At 59.2% G+C, this 4,130-nt stretch carries 4 protein-coding genes; 2 read left to right on the top strand and 2 right to left on the bottom strand.

All coding sequences use genetic code 11. The features are described 5' to 3' along the window. A partial coding sequence (locus DQG18_RS15775; protein ID WP_210208087.1) for a helix-turn-helix domain-containing protein occupies nt 1-643 on the top strand: 643 nt, incomplete at its 5' end. Between the two features lie 249 nt (nt 644-892). Continuing rightward, the gene (locus DQG18_RS15770; RefSeq protein WP_116655204.1) at nt 893-1,846 is read left to right on the top strand and encodes an ornithine cyclodeaminase family protein; all 954 of its coding nucleotides are present in this window, start codon (nt 893-895) and stop codon (nt 1,844-1,846) included. Between the two features lie 140 nt (nt 1,847-1,986). On the opposite strand, the gene DQG18_RS15765 is transcribed toward DQG18_RS15770, so the two are convergent. Continuing rightward, nucleotides 1,987-2,571, bottom strand: coding sequence for a nucleotidyltransferase family protein (locus tag DQG18_RS15765; protein WP_157970217.1), 585 nt, complete (start codon nt 2,569-2,571; stop codon nt 1,987-1,989). Nucleotides 2,572-2,588: 17 nt separating this feature from the next. Then, a complete protein-coding gene (locus DQG18_RS15760; RefSeq protein ID WP_245958508.1) occupies nt 2,589-3,536 on the bottom strand; it encodes an XdhC family protein in 948 nt (315 codons plus the stop codon). Nucleotides 3,537-4,130: the final 594 nt, after the last annotated feature.

Genomic DNA, 4,130 nt, shown 5'->3' with positions numbered 1-4,130 from the left:
CCTAAACACATTTGTTTTGAAGAGTTCACTGATGTCTGAGACTGGCGGGCCCGCTGCATTTCTACGGGACGACACCGAGGCGGTGGGCGCCCAGCTCAAAAGGTTGCGCGCAACACGGGGATGGTCGCTGAGTCGCTTGGCGGCCGCTGCGGGTGTTTCCGTCGGACTATTGAGTCAGATTGAAAGAGGGAGATCGATTCCGTCGCTCCGAACGCTGACGAAGCTCCGCGTCGCCCTCGATGTGTCACTCGGCGAGCTTATCGGCCAGCCGGATGTAATTAATTCGAACGAAGTGCGACACGTCAAACGATCCAATAGTAGAGAGACCCTTAGTATTGGCGGAAACCAACTGATTAAGGAATTTCTCTCGCCATTCAAATCCGAGCATCTCCAATTCATGTTACTGAACGTTGCGCCGGGCGGTGGTTCGGGCAAGCAGACCTATAGCTATGATGGGGAGAAAGCTGGTCTGGTACTGGAGGGGCGTTTTAAGCTCAGATTGGGGGATGACGTTTTCGAACTTGCCGAGGGCGATAGTTTTCAGTTTGATAGCTCTATACCACATGCGTTCGAAAACCTCGGTGATATTCCTGCAAAGATCGTTTGGATCATTTGCAGGATAAGCTTCCGTTCGGACATCTAGAAGAGCTGTGTGTCAATTGGCATCCAATTACGGCTCTGGCGCACATTTGGAGCATGCCGTCATGGCGCGCCTATGAGGCGTGCTTCCAGTAGATCGATCTTTCCTCGACCGTCTCGACAACGAATAAGAACCACAACCTGATGATGTCGCTCAACTCCTTTTCGCTCAGGCTCAAAGAGGCAATCGGACACCTGGGCCATTTACGATTTTGATAGCATTGCCTGGCTTGTTTCATTGTAGGAGAAATCAATGACCACCCCCCAACTCATCACCTATGAAGAAGCCTCTCCGCTGGTGACCTGGTTCAATGCGGTCTCCGCGCTGCGGAAGGGCCATCGTCTGCCTAAGGCGCAGGTTTCCGACATATTTCTCGGCCCCTCGGACGGCTCTCTGCTTAGCCGTGGTGCCTATATCAAGGGACTCGGCTTCGGGGTGAAATCTGTCACCGTATTTGGGGATAACCCTGCAGCAAACCTCCCCACAGTTCAGGGGGCCATGCTGGTATTCGACCCCGCGCACGGCCAAATCAACGCGATCATCGAGAGCAAGCTCGTGACGGAATTGAAGACGGCCGCAGACTCTGTTCTGGGCGCGTTACTGCTGGCGCGCCCCAACAGCGAGACGTTGCTGATTGTGGGCGCGGGCACGGTAGCCTGCAGCCTCATCCATGCCTATACGGCGACGTTCCCATCGATCCGGCGGGTACTCGTTTGGGCGCGCCGTGCCGAACAGGCCGTGGCTGTGGCGGGCGATGTGAGGGTACAGGGTGTAAAAATCGCCGCCGCCGCCGATCTCGAAACGGCCGCTGCTGAGGCAGACATTATCTCAACCGCGACGATGGCGCGTGAGCCGGTGCTACGCCGCGCATGGATACGGCCCGGAACCCATGTAGACCTGATCGGCGCCTTCAAGGCTGATATGCGCGAGGCCGATGATGCACTCATTTCGGAAGGATCGGTCTTCGTCGACAGTCGCGATACGACCATCGACCACATAGGAGAATTGAAGATCCCGATTGCCTCCGGCGTCATTACTGCCGACGCGGTCCGGGGCGATTTATACGATCTGGTAGGCAACGCAGCAACCGGGCGCGAGACTGCGGCGGAGATAACGGTATTCAAGAATGGTGGCGGTGCACACCTGGACCTGATGATTGCGGACTACATCGCGAAAGTTGTGACGGAGGCAACCGCGGTAGCATGACCTGAATAGCCCCGAGTTTCGTGGACACCCTCGGGTTACCGTCCGGTTTTGGATCAAGGTCGCGGCAAACTGCCGTTGCAGGTTCACCTTATTGCAAGATCTAGACGAGCGCACCAAGAACACGGCCAATGCCTTTCAAATTACAGACCCTGAGCCTTGGCCCCGAGATCGCGAAAATCATCCGGCCTATCGAAATCGGAAAGGCACGAGGCATTGATCTCCACGGTCGCCGCTTGGGCAATCAAGGCGCGCGCGCCGGCATCTCCGGAGGTGGCGAGCAGATCGCGGAAAGCTCCTGCCGAAAAAATCGCGGGTGGACAAGGCCGACTATCTGATCCTGACGCGCGCGATGCAATAGAGCGGGAACAGCCGCTTTCGAGCCAACTGCCACGAAGGCTGTCGAGGTGAGCAAGCGTCACGAAGGGCATATCGGCGAGGCAGATCACCAGCCCATCCAACCCGTGTGCGACGGCGCGGCCCACGGCCAGTTTGAGGGAACTCGAAAGGCCGGTTTCCGAATGGGGGTTTTCGATGACCTCGAACTCATGCATGGCGAAAACGCCCGTTGGTGCACTGGCTGGAGAGCAGATGGCGATCTTCACCTCCGCGTCGAATTCGGCCGCTGTGCAGGCGATGTGGTCGCAGAGCGGCCGGCCATCGAGCGGCGCCATGAGCTTGTCGTCTGGCCCAAACCGGCGGGAGAGACCGGCAGCTAGGACCGCCAAACCGACGTTCGGCCGTTTCAAAGTGCGGGCAGGAGAGCGCGCTCCTGAGCGATTTCGGCCAGAATGGAAATGGCCAGCGTTCCGGGATCGCGGGCCGGAGTGATCAGCCCGACAGGCCCTTTGATCCGATCAATTTCGGCCGCTGCAACGCCGCGTGCCAGAAGGTGCTCACAACGCTTCCGGTGGGTTCTGTGACTGCCTAGGGCACCGATGTAGAAGCCGTCGGCGGCCAGTACGTTCTCAAGAATTGGCAGTTCCCAATCATGATCGTGGAACAGCAGGACAGTCGCCGTCCAGCGGTCTATGGGTGGGGGCCAAGTCTGGGCGGGACTGGTCAACGCGGTCACGGGTACCCCCGTCAGAGCCAGCGCCGCCAAGGTTTCCGCCGATGGGCTGGCGACGTGCAAATCCAGACCGGCGGCCAAGGCAGTCCTGGCTGTAGCTTCCAGTTCCTGGCCACGGCCGATAAGAAGCGCGCGGGTTCTCGGCGCGAAACGGCGGGCGAATGCCTGGCCGCGCCAGCCGGTGGCCACATCGGGCTCGGCTACGATCTCGGTACGGCTGCCGCCCGGGTGCTGCACTAGGGCGAATGTCCGCCGCTCGGCCATCAATGCGAGTGCCTGCCGGAGAATGGCCGGCTCGGGAGCGACGTGCACGAGCACATCCACTCCGCCGCCACACGGGAACTGGATATCGATGGCCCTGGAACCGCGCCCGATCCTGAGGATTGCGTCTTCGCCCCCAGCGATCACCGACTGCACCTCGGCGGCAATCGCCGGCTCAACACATCCTCCTGAAATCTGGCCCTGGAACCTTCCGTCGGCTAGAACGGCCATTTGTGTGCCCAGCGGACGGGGCGCTCCTCCCTCGACGCCAACGATGGTAACCAGAGCGCCGGGCGCTCCCTGGCGCGTTTGGTCCAAAAGCCACGCCAGAGGAGCCTCCTGTAAGTCCGAAGCCGCCATTATTTCAAGCTTTGGCACCTTCAGCGGCTCGACTGATGCCACCATTGAACTCCTCCTATACCAACTAGAATTTGTCCGGATACCGGCCAGCTCGTCAAGTGTTGAACCCACTCCGATGATGGAACACCAGACCTGCTTGGACTCGGCCGATCGGATGATTCAGAGGCGGAATTTCAGGTGGAAGTGAGGGGCAGGATCGCCGTTTCCTCGACCTCAGCAGGGACTTCGGATTGCGGGGCATCCGGAGCGTCTCTCCGGTTGCTAGGGTTTCGGTCGCCGCGCAAATAGTCGTTCGCGGATGATCTTGGCCGCCGGACCAGCGGCCGCCTGTGGCCTTATTCGCCTCAAGTGGCCGCACCACGTCCTTGTATGAAAAACCCACGAAGAAAGGAATCAGCGAGCGGATCATCTACTCAGCGATTTTCGCCGCTCTGGCCGTCATCAGAACATTTGGCGCAATTTGGAGCGTCGATTAGAGGAGCGTCGGCCTCGTCTCTGGGCTGATTGTTTTATGCGGCGAGATTGCGGTGCTGCAAGCGCCGATGCTCGATGGTCTGTCGTTTGATCCTTTCTCGCTGTTTGATGATGGTCTGG

This window comes from Pelagibacterium sediminicola (assembly GCF_003390885.1).
GTDB lineage: Bacteria > Pseudomonadota > Alphaproteobacteria > Rhizobiales > Devosiaceae > Pelagibacterium > Pelagibacterium sediminicola.
This window is presented reverse-complemented; position numbering and strand designations above follow the sequence as displayed.

Coding starts and splice junctions, on each gene's coding strand:
- DQG18_RS15760 (WP_245958508.1), bottom strand. CDS start 3,536: ATGGCGGCTTCGGACTTACAGGAGGCTCCTCTGGCGTGGCTTTTGGAC.
- DQG18_RS15770 (WP_116655204.1), top strand. CDS start 893: ATGACCACCCCCCAACTCATCACCTATGAAGAAGCCTCTCCGCTGGTG.